15 protein-coding genes are annotated in these 18,886 nt (G+C 71.8%); all 15 read left to right on the forward strand.

Going from position 1 to position 18,886, the window contains the following annotated elements; translation table 11 throughout:
- The first annotated feature begins 32 nt into the window (after window positions 1-32).
- The 15 genes from rsmI to ACIRP2_RS24030 all read left to right on the forward strand — a co-directional run bounded on the left by rsmI (window position 33) and on the right by ACIRP2_RS24030 (window position 18,867).
- Window positions 33-929, forward strand: coding sequence for a 16S rRNA (cytidine(1402)-2'-O)-methyltransferase (gene rsmI, locus ACIRP2_RS23960; protein WP_404253453.1), 897 nt, complete (start codon window positions 33-35; stop codon window positions 927-929).
- 158 nt (window positions 930-1,087) lie between these two features.
- Window positions 1,088-1,468: a hypothetical protein gene (locus ACIRP2_RS23965; RefSeq protein WP_404253455.1), complete on the forward strand. Its 381-nt coding sequence runs from the start codon at window positions 1,088-1,090 to the stop codon at window positions 1,466-1,468.
- 57 nt (window positions 1,469-1,525) lie between these two features.
- On the forward strand, window positions 1,526-2,392 hold the full coding sequence (locus ACIRP2_RS23970) for a TatD family hydrolase (protein ID WP_391743125.1): 867 nt from the start codon (window positions 1,526-1,528) through the stop codon (window positions 2,390-2,392).
- 111 nt (window positions 2,393-2,503) lie between these two features.
- Window positions 2,504-3,004: a ubiquitin-like domain-containing protein gene (locus ACIRP2_RS23975; RefSeq protein ID WP_404253457.1), complete on the forward strand. Its 501-nt coding sequence runs from the start codon at window positions 2,504-2,506 to the stop codon at window positions 3,002-3,004.
- A gap of 127 nt (window positions 3,005-3,131) precedes the next feature.
- Window positions 3,132-4,049, forward strand: coding sequence for a 16S rRNA (adenine(1518)-N(6)/adenine(1519)-N(6))-dimethyltransferase RsmA (gene rsmA / locus ACIRP2_RS23980; protein WP_404253459.1), 918 nt, complete (start codon window positions 3,132-3,134; stop codon window positions 4,047-4,049).
- Window positions 4,046-4,939, forward strand: coding sequence for a 4-(cytidine 5'-diphospho)-2-C-methyl-D-erythritol kinase (locus ACIRP2_RS23985; protein ID WP_404253461.1), 894 nt, complete (start codon window positions 4,046-4,048; stop codon window positions 4,937-4,939). The genes rsmA and ACIRP2_RS23985 overlap by 4 nt, the downstream gene beginning before the upstream one ends.
- A gap of 143 nt (window positions 4,940-5,082) precedes the next feature.
- Complete coding sequence (locus ACIRP2_RS23990) at window positions 5,083-6,900, forward strand: ABC-F family ATP-binding cassette domain-containing protein (protein ID WP_404253463.1); 1,818 nt, start codon at window positions 5,083-5,085, stop codon at window positions 6,898-6,900.
- Between the two features lie 114 nt (window positions 6,901-7,014).
- Complete coding sequence (locus ACIRP2_RS23995; RefSeq protein WP_404253465.1) at window positions 7,015-8,844, forward strand: PQQ-binding-like beta-propeller repeat protein; 1,830 nt, start codon at window positions 7,015-7,017, stop codon at window positions 8,842-8,844.
- Between the two features lie 247 nt (window positions 8,845-9,091).
- Entirely contained in the window at window positions 9,092-10,939 is a 1,848-nt protein-coding gene (locus tag ACIRP2_RS24000) for a PQQ-binding-like beta-propeller repeat protein (RefSeq protein ID WP_404253467.1), read from the forward strand.
- Between the two features lie 130 nt (window positions 10,940-11,069).
- Window positions 11,070-13,076, forward strand: coding sequence for a PQQ-binding-like beta-propeller repeat protein (locus ACIRP2_RS24005; protein WP_404253469.1), 2,007 nt, complete (start codon window positions 11,070-11,072; stop codon window positions 13,074-13,076).
- 215 nt (window positions 13,077-13,291) lie between these two features.
- A complete protein-coding gene (locus ACIRP2_RS24010) occupies window positions 13,292-13,987 on the forward strand; it encodes a LuxR C-terminal-related transcriptional regulator (RefSeq protein ID WP_404253471.1) in 696 nt (231 codons plus the stop codon).
- Between the two features lie 591 nt (window positions 13,988-14,578).
- Complete coding sequence (gene galT / locus ACIRP2_RS24015) at window positions 14,579-15,622, forward strand: galactose-1-phosphate uridylyltransferase (protein WP_404253473.1); 1,044 nt, start codon at window positions 14,579-14,581, stop codon at window positions 15,620-15,622.
- Window positions 15,619-16,599, forward strand: coding sequence for a UDP-glucose 4-epimerase GalE (galE, locus tag ACIRP2_RS24020; protein WP_404253475.1), 981 nt, complete (start codon window positions 15,619-15,621; stop codon window positions 16,597-16,599). Before galT ends, galE begins: the two co-directional genes overlap by 4 nt.
- Complete coding sequence (gene galK / locus ACIRP2_RS24025) at window positions 16,596-17,783, forward strand: galactokinase (protein WP_404253477.1); 1,188 nt, start codon at window positions 16,596-16,598, stop codon at window positions 17,781-17,783. Before galE ends, galK begins: the two co-directional genes overlap by 4 nt.
- A 316-nt stretch (window positions 17,784-18,099) precedes the next feature.
- Complete coding sequence (locus ACIRP2_RS24030) at window positions 18,100-18,867, forward strand: LuxR C-terminal-related transcriptional regulator (protein WP_404253751.1); 768 nt, start codon at window positions 18,100-18,102, stop codon at window positions 18,865-18,867.
- The last annotated feature ends 19 nt before the right edge of the window (window positions 18,868-18,886 follow it).

Raw genomic sequence — 18,886 nt, forward strand, 5'->3', positions numbered from 1 at the left:
TCTGTGCGAGCGCTGTCGCCCGTGCTGGGAGGATGACTCATGTGACTGGAACGACTGGAACGCTGGTACTCGCAGGAACCCCCATCGGCGATGTGGCGGATGCCCCGCCGCGCCTCGCCGCCGAACTGGAGACGGCCGATGTCGTCGCCGCCGAGGACACCCGACGGCTGCGCCGCCTCACCCAGGCGCTCGGCGTCCACACCACGGGGCGGGTCGTCTCCTACTTCGAGGGCAACGAGTCGGCCCGTACGCCCGAACTCGTCGAGGCGCTGACCGGCGGCGCCCGGGTCCTGCTGGTCACGGACGCCGGGATGCCGTCCGTCTCCGACCCCGGCTACCGGCTCGTGGCCGCCGCGGTGGAGAAGGGCGTCAGGGTCACCGCGGTCCCCGGCCCGTCCGCGGTGCTGACCGCTCTCGCGCTGTCCGCTCTGCCCGTCGACCGTTTCTGCTTCGAGGGCTTCCTGCCGCGCAAGGCGGGCGAAAGGCTGGGCAGACTGCGTGAGGTCGCCGACGAGCGCCGCACCATGGTCTTCTTCGAGGCCCCGCACCGGCTCGACGACACCCTCGCGGCGATGGCCGAGGTCTTCGGTGCCGAGCGTCGGGCGGCCGTGTGCCGGGAGCTGACCAAGACGTACGAGGAAGTGAAGCGCGGCCCGCTGGGCGAGCTGGCGGCCTGGGCGGCAGAAGGGGTACGCGGCGAGATCACCGTCGTCGTCGAGGGCGCGGCCGACTCGGGACCCGAGGAACTGGACGCCGCGGAGCTGGTGCGCAGGGTGCGGGTGCGCGAGGAGGCGGGGGAGCGGCGCAAGGAGGCCATCGCCGCCGTGGCCGCCGACGCGGGGCTGCCCAAACGCGAGGTGTTCGACGCGGTCGTCGCGGCAAAGAACGCGGCGCGAAACGGCCCTGCGGAGGGCAAAGGACAAGCCTAGAAGGCAAAGCGCGAGTCGCGCACCGAACCTTTCTGCCACGAGAAGGCCAAAAGCGCTCCAACAGTCGACAGGGCCCGATGCGCTCCCGTCGGCAGGGGAGTCCACTGGACCAGGGACGCACTCCCCGGAGTGTTCGTCCGGCGGACAAAGGAGCGGACATGAGCGAGATCGCAGCGACCACGGTGCACGAGGCGTACGCATTCGCCTGCATGAGGTGCGGACACGGCTGGGAACAGGCCTTCGAGATAGAGCACCACGTCGACGGTTCCAACAACGGCTTCGTCATATACAAGGCGGACGGGGAGCGGGTGCCCTCACCCCTTTCCAGGCCGACCTGCGCGAAGTGCGGCGGCCACCTGGTCCGGATCATGATGTCGGGCCGGGTCTCGACCGTCCAGGAGCTGCTCCGCAATCCCGAGCCGAGGCGGTCGGGGGGCAAGGGTGCCGACGTCCGGGAGGGCGAGGCCGTGGCCGCACCCGTCGACGCCGGGCACCACTGGCACCTGTCCGATCTGCTGCACCCCTTCCACCGCAGGTAGGGGCCCGGCTCCCACCGCGGGCGGGGTGCCCGGCGCGGTCCTCGTACGATCGTCCTCATGAGCCGTACCGAAGCCCCGCCGTTGCCCGAACCCCTCCGGGTACCGGTCGCTGATTCGCACACCCACCTGGACATGCAGGACGCGACCGTCGAGGAGGGCCTGGCCAGGGCCGCGGCGGTCAATGTGACCACCGTGATCCAGGTGGGCTGCGACGTGGCCGGTTCGCGGTGGGCCGCCGAGACCGCCGCCGCGCACGCGAACGTGCACGCGGCGGTCGCCCTGCACCCCAACGAGGCACCGCGCATCGTGCACGGCGACCCCGAGGGCCGGTCGCGGCAGGGGGCGCGGGAAGCGGGCGGAGAGGCGGCGCTGCACGAGGCGCTCGCGGAGATCGACGCACTGGCCGCGCTCGACCACGTACGCGGTGTCGGCGAGACCGGGCTCGACCACTTCCGCACGGGGCCCGAAGGCATGGCCGCGCAGGAGGAGTCCTTCCGGGCCCATATCGAGATCGCCAAGCGGCACGGCAAGGCGCTGGTCATCCACGACCGCGAGGCGCACGCGGACGTGCTGCGCGTCCTCGCCGACGCGGGCGCCCCCGAGCGGACCGTCTTCCACTGCTACTCCGGCGACGCCGACATGGCACGGATCTGCGCGGACGCCGGGTACTTCATGTCCTTTGCGGGCAATGTCACCTTCAAGAACGCCCAGCCGCTGCGCGACGCACTGGCCGTCGCGCCGATGGAGCTGGTCCTGGTCGAGACGGACGCACCGTTCCTGACCCCCGCCCCGTACCGGGGACGGCCCAACGCGCCCTATCTCATCCCGGTCACCCTGCGCGCCATGGCAGCGGTGAAGGGCGTGGACGAGGACACCCTGGCGTCGGCCGTCTTCGACAACACCGCTCGCGCCTTCGACTACTGACGACATGGGCCGATGACGGTGCGTGATCGCATCGTTTTGAAGAGTGACCGATGCTCCGCTATCGTCCCCGGCGCCATCCGGCGACCGGCCGATCGGATCCTCGGGAGCGTCGTGAGCAGTTCGAAGGGCAGCCACCGTGCGGCACGTGGCAGAGGGCGTACGGTGTCGCCCGCTGTCCCCGTCCCCGTACCCGTCCCGTTCCATGAGCGGCTGACGCTCGCCGTGCGGGTGCTCCACACTCCGACGCTCGTCGGCCCGCGCGTCGTGCCCGCCCGGCCGCCGACGCCCCGCGCCGGCGGCCGCCGGGCAGCCACGCGCCGGGCGTCCCACCACCGCAAGGACCCGCTCCGGCCCGAGAACCTGCGCCGCCTCGTCCCGCAGGCCCTCGTCCTGGCGTTCCTGGCCGGCGGCATCACGGCGTTCATGGCCTGCGACAAGGGGGTGACGCTCGACATCGACGGCAGGACCCGCACCCTGCACACCTTCGCGAACGACGTCGGTGAACTCCTCACCGACCAGGGTGTCGTGCCCGCCGCCCCTGACGCCGTCACGCCCGCCCCCGGCAGCGCACTCGCCGACGGCGACGAGGTCGTCGTCCGGACGGGGAGGTAGCACAGGGCACACAGGCGGGCGGGCAGGCCGCGGAACGCGGCGTCGGCCCGGCTCGCCCGCGGGGCGAGAGGCCTTTCGCGAGACGGGGGGCGAGCCCCCGACCGCGACGCGGCCGTAGGCTTACCGGGTGAGCACCACTGAGCCCGACGCCCTCCTGGGCCCCGCAGACATCCGCGAGCTGGCGGCCGAGCTGGGCGTACGCCCGACCAAGCAACGCGGTCAGAACTTCGTCATCGACGCCAATACGGTCCGCAGGATCGTGCGGACGGCGGAGGTCCGCCCCGACGACGTCGTCGTCGAGGTCGGTCCGGGGCTCGGTTCGCTGACCCTGGCGCTGCTGGAGGCGGCGGACCGGGTCGTCGCCGTCGAGATCGACGACGTGCTGGCGGGCGCGCTGCCGGCCACGGTCGCCGCCCGGATGCCGGGGCGCGCCGACCGGTTCGCCCTGGTGCACTCCGACGCGATGCTGGTCCGGGAGCTGCCGGGCCCGGCGCCGACCGCGCTGGTCGCGAACCTTCCGTACAACGTCGCCGTGCCGGTCCTGCTGACCATGCTGGAGCGCTTCCCGTCCATCGAGCGGACCCTCGTCATGGTCCAGGCGGAGGTCGCGGACCGGCTGGCCGCCAGGCCGGGCAACAAGGTCTACGGCGTGCCGTCGGTGAAGGCCAACTGGTACGCGGACGTCAAGCGGGCCGGGTCCATCGGCCGCAATGTCTTCTGGCCCGCCCCGAACGTCGACTCCGGCCTGGTGTCGCTGGTCCGGCGCACCGAACCGGTCACCACGAGCGCGAGCAGGACCGAGGTCTTCGCCGTCGTCGACGCGGCCTTCGCCCAGCGCCGCAAGACCCTGCGGGCGGCCCTGGCCGGCTGGGCGGGCTCCGCCCCCGCCGCCGAGGCGGCCCTGGTCGCGGCCGGGATCTCGCCCCGGGCCCGCGGTGAGTCCCTGACGGTCGAGGAGTTCGCCGCCATCGCCGAGAACAAGCCCGCCGGGACCGCCGGGACCGCCGGGACCGATGGCAACGAGCCCTCCGGGAGTGGTGAGTGAGCGTCACCGTCCGCGTACCCGCCAAGGTCAACGTCCAGCTCGCGGTCGGCGCCCCGCGCCCCGACGGCTTCCACGACCTGGCCAATGTCTTCCTCGCCGTCGGCCTGTACGACGAGGTCACCGTCACCCCCGCCGACGGGCTGCGCGTCACGTGCTCGGGCCCGGATGCCGCGAAGGTCCCGCTGGACGCCACGAACCTGGCCGCCCGCGCCGCGATCGCACTGGCCGAGCGGCACGGCATCGCACCCGATGTGCACATCCACATCGCCAAGGACATCCCCGTCGCGGGCGGCATGGCGGGCGGCAGCGCCGACGGCGCTGCCGCACTGCTGGCCTGCGACACCCTCTGGTCCACCGGCGCCACGCGGCAGGAGCTGCTCGACATCTGCGCGGAGCTGGGCAGCGACGTGCCGTTCAGCCTGGTCGGCGGCGCGGCCCTCGGGGTCGGGCGCGGTGAGCGGCTGACCCCGATCGACGTGGGCGGAACCTTCCACTGGGTCTTCGCGGTCGCCGACGGCGGGCTCTCCACCCCGGCCGTCTACGGCGAGTTCGACCGGCTCACGGCCGGTACGGACGTCCCGGACCCCGCCGCGTCCGCCACGCTCCTGGAGGCGCTGCGGTCCGGTGACACCGCCGCGCTCGCGGGCGCGCTGAGCAACGACCTCCAGCCCGCCGCGCTCTCGCTGCGCCCCTCGCTGGCCGACACCCTCGCCGCGGGCACCGCGGCCGGAGCCCTGGCCGCCCTGGTCTCGGGCTCCGGGCCGACCACCGCGTTCCTGGTGGCGGACGAGGAGTCGGCACGGAAGGTGGCCGAGGCGCTGATCACCTCGGGGACCTGCCGGAACGCACGGGCCGCGGTGTCCCCGGCCCCGGGCGCCACCGTCCTCTGACAGGACCGTGCCTGCCGCCACCGGCCGCAGCGGTAGCGGCAGGCAGCGATGCGGACCTCTTCGTCCACAAGGGTGAGCGGACGTCCCGCCCCTGTCGCCCCGTACCCTGGGAAGCCGATCGATCCCCCGGGAGCAGGAGCGAAATGGCCGTCAATCTGATCAATGTCGAGCAGGTCAGCAAGGTGTACGGCACCCGTGCCCTGCTCGACGGTGTGTCCCTCGGGGTGTCCGAGGGGGACCGGATCGGTGTCGTGGGCCGCAACGGCGACGGCAAGACGACCCTCATCCGGATGCTCGCCAGGCTGGAGGAGGCGGACAGCGGCCGGGTCACCCACAGCGGCGGGCTGCGCCTCGGCGTGCTCACGCAGCACGACTCGCTGGACCCGGAGGCGACCATCCGCCACGAGGTGATCGGCGACCTCGCCGACCACGAGTGGGCGGGCAGCGCCAAGATCCGCGACGTGCTCACCGGACTCTTCGGCGGACTGGCCCTGCCGGGCTTCGAGCACGGCCTGGACACCGTCATCGCGCCGCTGTCCGGCGGCGAGCGGCGCCGGATCGCGCTGGCCAAGCTGCTCATCGCCGAGCAGGACCTGATCGTCCTCGACGAGCCGACCAACCACCTCGACGTCGAGGGCATCTCCTGGCTGGCCGGGCATCTGCGGGCACGCCGCTCGGCGCTCGTCTGCGTCACCCACGACCGCTGGTTCCTCGACCAGGTCTGCACGCGCATGTGGGACGTCCAGCGCGGCACGGTCCACGAGTACGAGGGCGGTTACAGCGACTACGTCTTCGCACGGGCCGAGCGGGAGCGGATCGCCGCGACCGAGGAGGCCAAGCGGCAGAACCTGATGCGCAAGGAGCTGGCCTGGCTGCGCCGCGGCGCCCCCGCCCGTACCTCCAAGCCGCGCTACCGCATCGAGGCGGCCAACGAACTGATCGCCGACGTGCCGCCGCCGCGCGACACCAGCGAGCTGATGAAGTTCGCCAACGCGCGGCTCGGCAAGACCGTCTTCGACCTGGAGGACGTGACCGTCCAGGCGGGTCCCAAGACGCTGCTCACCCACCTCACCTGGCAGCTCGGCCCCGGTGACCGGATCGGTCTGGTCGGGGTCAACGGCGCGGGCAAGACCTCCCTGCTGCGGGCCCTCGCCGAGGCGGCTCGTACCCAGGGCGAGGCGCAGCCCGCCGCCGGGAACATCGTCGTCGGCAAGACGGTCAAGCTGGCCTACCTCTCCCAGGAGGTCCACGAACTCGACCCGAACCTGCGGGTGCTGGAAGCGGTCCAGCAGGTACGGGACCGGGTCGACCTGGGCAAGGGCCGGGAGATGACCGCGGGGCAGCTCTGCGAGCAGTTCGGCTTCTCGAAGGAGAAGCAGTGGACCCCGGTGGGCGACCTCTCCGGCGGTGAGCGGCGCAGGCTCCAGATCCTGCGCCTGCTGATGGACGAGCCGAACGTCCTCTTCCTCGACGAGCCCACCAACGACCTCGACATCGAGACCCTGACCCAGCTGGAGGACCTCCTCGACGGCTGGCCCGGATCGATGATCGTGATCTCCCACGACCGGTTCTTCATCGAGCGGACCACCGACCGGGTGATGGCGCTGCTCGGCGACCGCGCGCTGCGGATGCTGCCGCGCGGGATCGACGAGTACCTGGAGCGCAGGCAGCGGATGGAGGAGGCGGCGACCCCCTCGGCCGCACCCGCGGCGGCCAAGGAGACGGCCGCGCCGGCCGCGGCCGTCTCCCCGCAGGCCGCGCGCGCGGCGAAGAAGGAACTCCAGAAGGTGGAACGGCAGCTCGACAAGATCTCGACCCGGGAGACCACGCTGCACGCACAGATCGCTGAGCACGCCACGGACTTCGAGAAGGTGGCGAAGCTGGACGCGGAGCTGCGTGAACTGGTCTCGGAACGCGACGAGTTGGAGATGCGCTGGCTGGAACTGGCCGAGGACGCCTGATCGCTGAGGCGCTTTCCCTGTGACCGGTGTGGCCTGTGGGGCGGGTGATAGAAAGAAAGCTCGCCCGGCTCAGGTACAGATGCCGGACCGGTCCGCACGAAGGGGGACGTGCTGATGACCCAGCCGCCCGGCCAGCAACCGCCGCAGGGAGGCTTCGGGGCTCCGTACGATCCGCCGCCGGTTCAGCCTCCCCCGTCATCGCCCGGGTACGGCTCCGCGCCGCCGCCACCGCCACCGCCGCCGCCCGGCCAGGCCCCGGGCCCGTACGGCGCGCCCGGTCAGCCGGGTCCGTACGGCGCCCCCGGTCAGACCGCGGGCCCGTACAACGCGCCCACGCAGCCGGGTCCGTACGGCGTGCCGCAGCCCGGTCCGTACGGCGTTCCCACGCAGCCGGGACCGTACAACGCCCCCACACAGCCCGGCTCCTACGGCCATCCGCCGCAGCCGCAGTCCGGATTCGGCCCGCAGCCACAGCCGGAGCCCGGCGGTGGAGGGTTCTTCCGGGGGCGGCGCGGGGCGGTCATCGGTGGCGTGCTCGCGGTGGTGCTGCTGGCCGGCGGTGGCATCTGGTTCGTCGGGAGGGGCGGCGACGAGTCGAAGCCCACGACGAAGGCGAGCACCGATCCCGCCCCGGGCCCCACCGGCGACCGGGGCGGCGGCAGGACCGTGGAGCCGAGTCCGACCGTGCGTGACCTCCGTGCGGAGGCCGACGCGCTCAACGCCAAGCGCGGGCCGGGCGAGGCGAAGGTTCTCTGGCTCCAGGAGGGTGGCGTCGACCTGCCGCGCAACGGCTCGGACGTGTACGGCCCCTGGATCGTCGGCGACACCGTCGTCAAGGCCATGTTCCACACGCTCTCCGGATACTCGGTCACCGACGGCCACCAGAAGTGGAGCCTTCGTATGCCGTCGGAACCGTGCGCGGCGCCCTCGCAGGCCACCGCCGACGGCAAGATCGTCCTCGGGATCAAGTCCGGCAACGGGGATCGGGCGTCCTGCGACGCGCTCCAGATGGTCGACCTCAGGACCGGCAAGGCCGGCTGGCACAGGACCTACAGGCGTCAGAGCGTCTGGGACGCGCTCTCCCACGTCGCGATGGCGATCAACGGCGACACCGTGACCGTGGGACGCACCAGCAGGACGGATGCCTTCCGGGTCAGCGACGGCAAGGTGCTCTGGGGCGAACTGCCGGGAAACTGCCAGCCGTTCGGCTTCGCGAGCGGTCCCGAGGGGATCGCCGCCACCAGCTGTCAGACGGCGGCCGACGACCACAAGGAACAGCAGGTGCAGCGGATCGATCCGGTCACCGGCAAGGTCCGGTGGACGTACAAGGTCAAGAAGGGCTGGCAGGTCGCGCAGTTCTACTCGGCGAGCCCGCCGGTCGTCTCGCTGAAGCAGGACGACAAGTGGGCCATCGCCGTGCTCAACGAGAACGGCACCTACCGTTCCCAACTGGTCGGTGGCACCGAGGACTACGTGACGGAGTGCGACGAGGACCTCCTCACCGACGGCATGAGTCTCGACAACTGCCTCGGCGTGGCGGCCGACGACCGGACGGTCTACCTGGCGACGAAGCCCGACCCGGCGGATCGCCGCCCCACCAACAAGGTCGTGGCCTTCGACCTGAACACCGGTCGGACCAAGTGGAAGGCCGCGGCGCCGGCCGGTCGGACCATGATGCCGATGCGGGTGGAGGGCGGCAGGCTGCTGCTGTATGTGGCGGCGGGGAAGAACAAGGGCGGCGGTATCGCGTCCCTCCCGCCCACGGGCGGCACGCCGCAGATGGTGCTGCGGCACCCGGCGGCGGCCTCCGCGGTCGAGAGGGGCTTCTCCCTTTCCCGGGTTGCCTATGCGAACGGGCGCAGTTTCCTCGTGCAGGCGAGGATCAGCGGGATCGACGACGAGGCGGAGAAGTCGATGAAGTCGATAGTGGGCTTCGGCAACTGACGGTCCGAGGCGTAACGGCGGCATCACAGGCCGGTTCTCCCTTGGGAACAGGGGATGGACCGGCCCGGTGGGCGGAGTGTTGCGGGTGGTACAAAGAAGCCCCGCTCGACTGTCGTAACACTGCGGGATCCATGCCCGATTCGCTCCTTTCCGCGGAGTTCAGGTGTCTTGTCGGACCCCTTCGAGCCCTGCGGAATCGCGGGGGAGACCGGAACGGGCACCGGACCGCACGAAGGGGGACGTGCTGATGACCCAGCCGCCCAGCCAGCAACCGCCGCAGGGAGGCTTCGGCGCGCCGCAGGAGCCGCCGTCGGGAAGTCCTCAGCCGCCCCAGGGCCCGCCGCAGACCCCGCCGGCGCCGCAGACCCCGCCGCCCGCCCAGCCCGGTTACGGTCACCCGCAGACGCCCGGTCAGGCGCCGGGCCAGGCCCCCGGTTACGGCTACCCCCAGCAGCCGGGGCCGCAGCCCGGTCCGTACGGTCAGCAGCCCGGCCCCTATGCCCAGCAGTCGAACCCCTATGCCCAGCAGCCGAATCCCTACTCCCAGCAGCCCGGCCCGTACGGTCAGCCGACGCAGCCCGGTTACGGCTACCCGCAGCAGCAGTACCCCGGCGTACCGGCCCCCGGCGGTCCCGGCGGCCCCGGTGGTCCGGGCGGTGGCAACCTCTTCAAGCGCAAGCCCGCGCTGGTGATCGGCGCCGCTGCCGCCGCGCTCCTGGTGGCAGGCGGCGGCGTCTTCCTCGCGGTGAACGGGGGCGGCGACGACAAGAAGCCCGTCGCGCAGGAGAGCGGCGACGCCAAGCCGAGCGGCTCACCCTCCGTCGACGAGGCCGGCGGCGACGGCCGCCAGACCGACGACGACCTCAACGCCGGGCGCAAGAAGGGCGAGGCGAAGGTTCTCTGGCTGCAGAAGAACGATGTCGATCTGCCGCGCAACGGTTCGGACGTCTACGGACCCTGGGTGGTCGGCGACACGATCGTCAAGGGCATGTACCGCACCGTCGCGGGCTACTCGGTGGCCGACGGCAAGCTGAAGTGGAAACTGAATCTGCCGGCCGACCTGTGTGCGGCGCCCTCGCAGCCCACCACCGACGGAAAGGTCGTCATCGGGGTCGAGAACGGCACCACCGACAAGGCGGACTGCGCGGACCTCCAGATGATCGACCTCAACACCGGCAAGGCCGGCTGGAAGAAGTCGATCAAGAAGAACGGCATCTGGGACATGCTGTCGGACATCTCGCTCACCATCAGCGGCGACACCGTGGCGGTCGGGCGCACCGGCAACTCCAACGGCTACCGGGTCAGCGACGGCAAGGAACTGTTCGGCAACCAGCCGGGCAATTGCCAGCCGTTCGCCTTCGCGGGCGGACCCAAGCTGATCGCCGCATCCAACTGCCGCACCGACGACGTCAACAATCCCCAGCATCAGATCCAGGAGCTCGACCCGGTGACGGGGAAGCCCCGGTGGACGTACCGGATCAAGCGCGGATGGGAGATCGACCGGGTCTACTCGGTGAGCCCGCTGGTGGTCTCGCTGAAGAAGGACAAGTCGTGGAGCGTCCTCGCGCTCAAGGAGAACGGCTCGTTCCGGTCCGGCGTCGTCAGCGACAAGGGCGAAAAGTTCGCACCGAACTGCGGCAACGCCTTCGCCATCTTCGGCAAGTCCCTGGAGGGTTGCACCGGTGTCGCCGCCGACGCCAACACCTTCTACATGTCGACCGCGCCGGACTCCGGCGGTATCACCGACACGAACAAGGTCGTGGCGTTCGATCTGAACACCGGTCGGTCCAAGTGGAAGGCCGCGGCGCCGGCCGGGCGCGTGGTGGAGCCGCTGCGCATGGAGGGCGGCAACGTACTGCTCTACGTGAAGGCCGGATACAACAAGGGCGGCGCGATCGCCACCCTCGCCCCGACCGGTGGCTCGGTCCAGATGCTGCTGAAGCACCCCGTGTCGACGTCCGGGATCGAGAACTCCTTCTACAACACCAAGATCGCCTACGCGGACGGCCGTTCCTTCATCCTGAGCGGACGGGTCAGCGCGCGGAACGACAAGGAAGAGCTGGAGACGAAGACCATGATGGCCTTCGGCAACTGACGGCTCACGAAGGCCTTCGACGGCACCCGCCCCTCGGCGCCCGACGGCTCACGACCGGCAGTGGTCACAAGACCCCCGACCACTGCCGCTCCCGACCCACCGACTCCCTTTCCCCAGAGGTACGTACGCCATGACGCAGCCGCCCCAGCCGTCCAACGAGCCGCCCCAGGGCGGGTTCGGCGCCCCCCAGGACCCCCCACCGGGCGGGTTCGGCGCCCCGCAGGACCCGCCGCCGGGCGGGTTCGGCGCCCCGCAGGACCCGCCGCCGGGCGGGTTCGGCGCGCCGACCCCGCCGCCCGCCGACCCGTTCGGCAAGCAGCCGGCCACCCCGCCGCCGGGCGGGTTCGGTGCCCCACAGACCCCGCAGCCCGCAGACACCCCGCCCCCCGCGGGCCCGCCGCAGCAGCCGGTCCCCGGTTACGGCTACCCGCAGGGCCCGCAGCCGGGCTACGGCTACCCGCAGGCCCAGCCACCGGGCTACGGCTATCCGCAGGGCCGGCCGCCGCAGCCCGGTTACGGTTACCCGCAGGCGCCGGTGCCCGGCCAGCCGCAGCAGGGCTACGGCTTCCCGCAGGGAATGCCGCCCGGTCAGCCGCCGCAGCAGGGCTACGGCTACACGACCGCCCCGATGCAGCAGCAGTACCCGCCGCTCCAGAACGGGAACGGCAACGGGGGCAAGAAGTTCACCACCCGGATGCAGATCATCGTCGCCGCCTCCGTCGCCGTGGTTCTGATAGCCGCCGGGGGCATCTGGTTCGCCTCCAGCGGCGGTGACGACGGCAAGAAGGACGAGGCGTCCCAGTCCAGCGGCGGCGCCTCCGAGGGCAAGGACGGCGGACAGGGCGGCACCATCGGCGGCGGCGGCACGGAGAAGGCACCGGCGGACCCCAAGTCCAGGGTCACCTTCCAGCTGCCGAAGCCGAAGGTCACCGACGTCACCAAGGTCAACGGTTCGTGGCTCACCGACAAGGCGTATGTGAAGACGGGCCTGGACGAGATAGTCGGCTACGACATGACCAAGGGCACCAAGCTGTGGTCCGTCCCGCTGACGGGCCAGCTCTGCGCCGCCTCCCGGCACATGTCCAAGGACTTCAAGACGGCCGTCCTCTTCGAGGAGGGCAAACCGACCAAGGACAAGAAGTACCAGCCGTGCAACCAGGTCGGCGTGATCGACCTGAACACCGGCAAGCTGATGTGGAGCAAGTCGGTGACCGCCGCCAGCAGTGGTGACGCGCCGGTCAGGTTCGACGGGATCACGCTCAGCGGCACCACGGTCGCCGCGGCCGGAACCGAGGGCGGCGCGGCGTTCGACCTCGCCACCGGCGCCGAGCGCTGGAAGCCCAAGGTCGCCACCGACGGCTGCTACGACATGGGTTACGCCGGTGGCGAGGCGCTCGCCGTCGTCCGCAAGTGCGGCACGTACGACGACCCGCAGCTGGTCGTCCAGGCACTGAACCCGACCACCGGTGCCCCGCTCTCCTCGTACAAGATGCCGCCCGGTGTCGACTACGCGAGCATCGTCTCCACCAAGCCGCTGGTCGTCGCGGCCGACGTCAACGACACCGCCGGTGACGGCAGCGGCATCTCGGACTTCTTCTCGATCGACGCCTCCACCGGCAAGCTGCTCACCAGGATCGCGGCGGACGGCGAGAAGTACGCCGCGCGCTGCCGGTCCACGGAGGTGGAGAGCTGCCAGAAGCTGGCCGTCGGCAACAACCGCATCTACGTGCCGACCGAGGACCACGAGGGCGGCGGCGAGTACGGCGACACCAACGAGATCGTCTCCTTCGACCTCACCACCGGCAAGCCGACCAGTGACCGGGCCGACGCGGGTGACCGCTACACGATGTTCCCGCTGCGCATGGACGGCGGCAACATCATCGCGTACAAGGCGCCCCCGTACGACAAGGGCGGGCAGATCGTCTCCATCGACGGCTCCACCTTCAAGCAGACCCTGCTGATGGAGAACCCGGGCGAGAAGTCCGTCCGCGACGCCGAGAGCAGCTTCTCCTCGGACTACTCCGAGATGCTCTACTCCGCCGGCCGGCTGTTCATCTCCCAGACGTTGATCAGCAAGACGACCGGAAGCTCCTTGAGCGGCAAGGACTACCTGGCCGTGGGCTTCGGCACCGGCTGATCCTCACGCGGTACCCGCACCCCGGCCCTGCCGGTCGATCATCCGACCGGCAGGGCCGATCGTTTTTCGCCTGCCGGACAGCCCTGAATGGCACATAATCCGACACTCCGGGGGTCTTCTGCCGGGTAACGGGTCCGGAACGTCGAACAAGCGTGTAGCTTGCCGGGTCAGGACGGGCCGGGGGCCTGGTGCCGGTGCTACGGGGGGTGTGTTCGATGGGCGTGCGGCTCATGGTGGTCGATGATCACCGACTGCTCGCCGAGGCGCTCGCCTCGGCGCTGAAGCTGCGGGGCCACCGGGTGCTCGCGGCGGCGGCGCCGACCACGGGGGCGGCGGAACTGGTGGTCAGCAGGGCCCCGGAGGTCTGCCTGTTCGGCACCGCGGCACCCGCCGAACCGGGCGCCTTCGACCCGATCGTACGGATCCGGCGGGAGCGCCCGCAGGTGGCCGTGGTGGTGCTCGGGCCGGTGCCCAGCCCGCGCGGGATCGCGGCGGCCTTCGCGGCCGGCGCGGCGGGCTACGTCCGTCACGACGAGCGGATGGAGGGCGTCGAACGGGCGGTGGTCAAGGCGCGTGCCGGAGAGGCCGCGGTGGCGCCGCAGCTCCTCCAGGGCGCCTTCGCCGAACTGCTCAATCCGGCCGCGGCACCGGACGACGAGGGCCAGCGGCTGCTGCGGCTGCTCACCCCGCGGGAGGTCGAGGTCCTGGTCCGGGTCGCCGAGGGCCAGGACACCCGGCTGATCGCGGCCGGGATGCGGATCGCGTCCAGCACCGCGCGTACGCATGTGCAGCGGGTGCTGATGAAGCTGGGCGTCGGTTCCCGGCTGGAGGCCGCGGCGCTCGCGGCCCGCACGGGGCTGCTGGACCGGGCCGTGCCGCTCGGCGAACAGGGGCCCGACGGCACCGGATGATGCCGTCGGGCCCCTGCCGGGCGCGGTGCGTCAGCCGTCGGCCGGTCGGGCCCTGAACCGCTGGGACGAGTCTCCCGAGGCCGAATACGGCATGCCCTGTTCGTGGGCCTGTTCCCGGGCCCGCGGGCAGTTGTCGAACACCACTCGCGCACGGCCGAACGGCCGTTGTGACGCGAGGCGTCGACGGGGCCCCGGTTCGAGACGAAACGCGTGGCGGAGCTGCACGACGTCGGCGCCGGGGCGCCGTCGACGACTGACCGCAGCATGATTCCAGTTGGCCGATAGGGCACCGATCGCCGCATATGGCTACGGCTGCCAGGGGCACGGATGGGCGGGATCGTTCACCTGCTGCGGATCTCCGGCCGCTGTTCGGTGAGGCCGGGCTTCTCGCCCCTCGTGGTGCGGAAGGCCCGGCCCCGGTCGGCGGGAGGGCGGGAAGAGATGCCCCGCCGCCGAGGCCGGCTCGCGGTGAAGCCGTTCCGCCATGCGGCCCCGGGCCGGAAAGCGGGCAGGGGCATCGTTCGGGGTCGACTCATTGACGCGTCTGTTGAGTTGTGGTTCATTGTGTTTGGTTATGTTTGGAGGAACCTGGTGAAAAAGACGGTTACGACGCTCGCCGACGGCCGGGAGCTGCTCTACTACGACAGCCGTGACGACGTCGTGCGCGATGCCGTCGACCGGCGCCCCCTCGATGCCGTCTCCACCTCGTCGGAGATCCGCCGCGACCCGTTCCTCGGCGACAGCGTCGCCATCGCCTCGCACCGCCAGGGCCGCATCTACCACCCGCCGGCCGACGAGTGCCCGCTCTGCCCCTCACGGGACGGCCGGATGAGCGAGATCCCCGACGCGGACTACGACGTCGCCGTGTTCGAGAACCGCTTCCCCTCGCTCGCCGGTGACTCCGGCCGCTGCGAGGTCGTCTGCTTCACCTCCGACCACGACGCGTCGTTCGCCGACCTCACCGAGGACCGGGCCGCCCTGGTCCTGGAGGCATGGACCGACCGCACCGCCGATCTCGCCGAGCTCGACCAGGTCAAGCAGGTGTTCTGCTTCGAGAACCGGGGCGCCGAGATCGGCGTCACGCTCGGCCATCCGCACGGGCAGATCTACGGGTACCCCTTCGTCACCCCGCGCACCGAGCTGATGCTCCGCTCGATGGCGGCCCACCGCGCCGAGACCGGCCGCAACCTCTTCGACGACGTCGTGGCCCGCGAGGAGAAGGACGGCTCACGGATCGTCATCGACGGCGAGCACTGGATCGCCTTCGTGCCGTACGCGGCGCACTGGCCGTACGAGGTCCATCTGCACCCCCGTCGCCGCGTCCCCGACCTGCGCGAGCTCGACGAGGCGGCGCGCATGGAATTCCCACAGGTCTATCTGGAACTCTTGAGGCGATTCGACCGGATCTTCGGCCCCGGCGAGCCGCCGACCCCGTACATCTCGGCCTGGCACCAGGCTCCGTTCGGGGTCCCCGGACGGGAGGACTTCGGGCTCCATCTGGAGCTTTTCACCATCCGACGCACCTCCGGCAAGCTGAAGTTCCTCGCGGGTTCCGAATCCGGCATGAACGTGTTCATCAACGATGTGCCGCCGGAGGCCGCGGCCCAGCGACTGCGAGAGGTAGCGAGCGAGTGAGCAAGCCCCAGAAGAAGTACCTGGTCACGGGTGGCGCGGGATACGTCGGCAGTGTGGTCGCCCGGCATCTGCTGGAGGCCGGTCACGCGGTCACCGTCCTCGACGACCTCTCGACCGGGTTCCGGGAGGGCGTCCCGGACGGGGCCGAGTTCATCGAGGGCCGCATCCAGGACGCGGCGAAGTGGCTGGACGCCTCCTTCGACGGGGTGCTGCACTTCGCCGCGTACTCACAGGTCGGCGAGTCCGTGGCGGACCCGGAGAAGTACTGGGTGAACAACGTCGGCGGCTCCGTCGCGCTGCTCGCCGCGATGCGGGACGCCGGGGTGCGGACCCTGGTCTTCTCCTCCACCGCCGCGACCTACGGCGAACCGGTCACCACCCCCATCACCGAGTCCGACGCGACCGCGCCCACCAACCCCTACGGCGCCACCAAGCTCGCCGTCGACCACATGATCACCGGTGAGGCGGCCGCGCACGGACTGGCCGCGGTCTCGCTGCGCTACTTCAACGTGGCCGGAGCGTACGGCAGTTGCGGGGAGCGGCACAGCCCCGAGTCGCACCTCATCCCGCTGGTCCTCCAGGTCGCCCTCGGGCAGCGCGAGTCGATCTCCGTCTACGGCGACGACTACCCGACCCCCGACGGCACCTGCGTCCGCGACTACATCCATGTCGCCGATCTCGCCGAGGCCCATCTGCTGGCCCTGGACGCCGCCACCGCCGGCGAGCACCTGATCTGCAACCTCGGCAACGGCAACGGCTTCTCGGTCCGCGAGGTCATCGAGACCGTCCGCGAGGTCACCGGCCACCCCGTCCCCGAGACCGCGGCCCCGCGCCGCGCCGGCGACCCCGCGGTGCTGGTCGCCTCCGCCGCCACCGCCAGGGAGCGGCTCGGCTGGGCGCCGTCGCGCGCGGACCTGACCGGAATCGTCTCCGACGCCTGGACGTTCGCCCGCCGAGAGGAGCCCACCGCCCCATGACCGAGAACAGTGAGCCGACCGTGGACGTCACCGCGCTGTCCGCAGCCTTCACCGAGCTGTACGGGGGTGCCCCGGAGGGAGTCTGGGCGGCACCCGGCCGGGTCAATCTGATCGGCGAGTACACCGACTTCAACGACGGCTTCGTGATGCCGCTCGCGCTGCCGCACACCGCGCGGGCCGCCGTCGCCCGCCGCACCGACGGCGAACTGCGGCTCCACTCGACCGACGTCCCCGGCGGTGTCGTCCACCTCCGGGTCGACGAACTGGCCCCGCACCAGGGGCACGGCTGGGCCGCGTACCCGGCCGGAGTCGTCTGGGCGCTGCGTGAGGCCGGCCACCCGGTCACCGGAGCGGACATCCAGCTGACCTCCACCGTTCCCACCGGTGCCGGGCTCTCCTCCTCCGCGGCACTCGAGGTCGTCACCGCGCTCGCTCTGAACGACCTCTTCGAACTGGGGCTCTCCGCCGCGGAGCTGGCCGTCGTCGGCCAGCGCGCCGAGAACGAGTTCGTCGGCGTTCCGTGCGGGGTCATGGACCAGATGGCCTCCGCCTGCTGCACCGAGGGTCACGCCCTGTACCTCGACACCCGCGACCTCACCCAGCGCCAGGTCCCCTTCGACCTGGCCGCCGACGGGCTGCGGCTGCTGGTCGTCGACACCCGGGTCAAGCACGCGCTCGGCGACGGCGCGTACGCCGAGCGGCGGGCCGGCTGCGAGGCGGGGGCCGCCGCGCTCGGCCTGCGGACGCTGCGCGAGCTGCCGTACGAGGGTCTCGGCGCGGCCCTGGACACCCTGACCGCGTCCGGCGCGGACGAGTCCGTGGTGCGCTACGTGCGCCATGTGGTCAGCGACAACGAGCGGGTGGAGCAGGTCATCGCACTGCTCGACGCGGGCGAGGTGCGGGCTGCGGGGCCGGTACTGAACGCGGGGCACGCCTCGCTCCGCGACGATCTGCGCGTCTCCTGCGCAGAGTTGGATCTCGTCGTGTCGGCGGCGGTCGAGGCCGGGGCGCTCGGTGCGCGGATGACCGGTGGCGGCTTCGGCGGCTCGGCGATCGTGCTGGTGGACGAGGCGCAGGCGGACACGGTCGCCAAGTCCGTCCTGGAGGCGTTCGCCTCGGCCGGGTACGCGGCACCGCGGATCTTCCCCGCCGTTCCGTCGGCGGGTGCCCGGCGCCTCGCCTGAGGCGCCCTGGGCGGTGACTCCCGTCCCAGGACGGCACACGAACCACACCCGGCGGAGCAGGTCCTGCCAGTTCTGCGAATCGCCTTCCACACCGGCCGCCCGGCCGTACGCTGATGGACAGCACCGGTGGGGGCCGGTGCTGATTCAGGGGTACGAGACAGTCGGGTACGGCGCCCGGGGCGGGTGGCAGCGGCACGCACGGCGGCGGCCGTGGGGCTGCGGTCCAACTCCCCGATCCGGGCGGCCGTACCCGCGCCGTTCCCTCCCTTCGGCGGGCCGGGGGTGGCCCGGCAACAGAGGTGGCATGGGGGTGCCTGTGGTGCGTATCCGGGTTCTCGTGGTGGACGACCACCGTATTTTCGCCGAGTCGCTCGCAGCCGCGCTCGCGGCCGAGCCGGACGTCGACGTGGCGGCGGCGGGCAGCGGCCCCGCCGCGCTGCGGTGTCTGGAACGCGCCGCCGCCGAGGGGCGCGGCTACGACGTGATGCTGATCGACGCCGAACTGGGCATCCTGGCCGCGACAAGAGGCCGCCGGGCACCCGTCCCGGCCCCCCGCAGCGGGGAGGACGGTCCGGTGGACGGCATCTCGCTGGTCGCCGCGGTCCGTGCGGGCCGGCCCGCCGTGCGTACGGTGGTGCTCGCCGAGAGGGACGATCCGGTCCGCGCCGCGCTGGCGCTGCAGGCCGGGGCCTCGGGCTGGGTCGCCAAGGACTGCTCGCTGCAACGGCTGCTCACGGTCGTCCGGGGGGTATTGCGCGACGAGACGCATCTGCCCCCGGCCCTGCTCACGGGCGTGCTGCGGGAGCTGACGGCGGCGCGCAAGCACCGCACCGAGAGCGAGCAGCTGGTCGAGTCGCTGACCCCGCGCGAGCGCGAGGTGCTGCGCTGCATGGTGGCGGGCCTGGGCCGCAAGGCGGTGGCGGAGCGGCTCTTCCTCTCCCCGCACACGGTGCGCACACACATGCAGAACGTGCTGGGGAAGCTGGGGGTGCACTCCACCCTGGCCGCGGTCGCGCTGGCCCGGCGCGCGGGTGTCGGCCCGGTCGACCTGGAACCGGTGCTCCTGGGGTCCGTCCGCCCCTGATCCGAAGGTCCGCCCCTGA

The organism is Streptomyces sp. NPDC101194 (assembly GCF_044767885.1).
GTDB lineage: Bacteria > Actinomycetota > Actinomycetes > Streptomycetales > Streptomycetaceae > Streptomyces.

Excerpts from the sequence above, each read along its gene's own strand:
- rsmI (WP_404253453.1), top strand. The coding sequence starts at position 33 with ATGACTCATGTGACTGGAACGACTGGAACGCTGGTACTCGCAGGAACC.
- ACIRP2_RS23990 (WP_404253463.1), top strand. The coding sequence starts at position 5,083 with ATGGCCGTCAATCTGATCAATGTCGAGCAGGTCAGCAAGGTGTACGGC.
- ACIRP2_RS23995 (WP_404253465.1), top strand. The coding sequence starts at position 7,015 with ATGACCCAGCCGCCCGGCCAGCAACCGCCGCAGGGAGGCTTCGGGGCT.
- galK (WP_404253477.1), top strand. The coding sequence starts at position 16,596 with ATGACCGAGAACAGTGAGCCGACCGTGGACGTCACCGCGCTGTCCGCA.
- ACIRP2_RS23970 (WP_391743125.1), top strand. The coding sequence starts at position 1,526 with ATGAGCCGTACCGAAGCCCCGCCGTTGCCCGAACCCCTCCGGGTACCG.
- ACIRP2_RS24000 (WP_404253467.1), top strand. The coding sequence starts at position 9,092 with ATGACCCAGCCGCCCAGCCAGCAACCGCCGCAGGGAGGCTTCGGCGCG.
- ACIRP2_RS24005 (WP_404253469.1), top strand. The coding sequence starts at position 11,070 with ATGACGCAGCCGCCCCAGCCGTCCAACGAGCCGCCCCAGGGCGGGTTC.
- ACIRP2_RS23965 (WP_404253455.1), top strand. The coding sequence starts at position 1,088 with ATGAGCGAGATCGCAGCGACCACGGTGCACGAGGCGTACGCATTCGCC.
- ACIRP2_RS24010 (WP_404253471.1), top strand. The coding sequence starts at position 13,292 with ATGGGCGTGCGGCTCATGGTGGTCGATGATCACCGACTGCTCGCCGAG.